General features: G+C 43.0%; 1 protein-coding gene. It reads right to left on the bottom strand.

Translation table 11 applies throughout. The features are described 5' to 3' along the window. Positions 1 to 57: 57 nt before the first annotated feature. Positions 58 to 835 (bottom strand): integrase core domain-containing protein (locus A3774_RS15980; protein WP_067870036.1); only part of this gene is annotated, 778 nt, incomplete at its 5' end.

The following is an 835-nucleotide window of genomic DNA, read 5'->3' as shown; positions in this document are numbered from 1 at the left end:
TGTAGTAGCTCAGACTTGATCTGACAGTTACCCGTTTTTTATCTGGTGTCTGTCAGTTTAGATCTGGGCTAAATTCTTCTCGGCCCAGACCCGTTTACCATCAAGCAACGTTTCCATTGGCGTTCTACCGCAACATACCTTGCCCTGATGAGTTCGTTCATTGTTGTAGTATTCCATCCAGCCGTCCAGATCTTTTTGTAGTTCCTCAAGTGATTCGTAGAGCTTTTTACGGAAAGTTACTTGATAGAACTCATTCAAGATCGTTTTATGAAAGCGTTCACATATACCATTTGTTTGTGGGGACATCGCTTTAGTTTTGGTGTGATCAATATCGTTTATAGCAAGATAAAGCTGGTAATCATGCTGATCGACCCGACCACAGTATTCAGTTCCTCGGTCTGTAAGAATACGCAGCATAGGAAGCTCCTGTTCTTCAAAGAACGGTAATACCTTATCGTTGAGTGTATCTGCAGCAGTAATCGGTGTTTTAGTGGTATAGAGCTTACAGAAAGCGATTTTGCTGTAAGTATCCACAAAGGTCTGTTGGTATATACGGCCAACGCCTTTCAGGTTACCTACGTAAAAGGTGTCCTGAGACCCCAGATAACCTGGGTGTATCGTCTCAATTTCACCGCATGCTTCATCATCAGATTTCTTTTTCTCAAGCGCTGCAACCTGAGCATCGCTCAGGATGATGCCGTCGTTAGCAACTTTATCTTCTAAAGCTTTCAGTCTCTTTTTAAAGTTCTCAAGATTATGTCGAACCCAAATTGAACGGACGCCACTACCTGATACAAAGACACCCGACTTACGTAGTTCATTACTGGTACGGTGC

This window comes from Neptuniibacter marinus (assembly GCF_001597725.1).
Classification (GTDB): domain Bacteria; phylum Pseudomonadota; class Gammaproteobacteria; order Pseudomonadales; family Balneatricaceae; genus Neptuniibacter; species Neptuniibacter marinus.
This window is presented reverse-complemented; position numbering and strand designations above follow the sequence as displayed.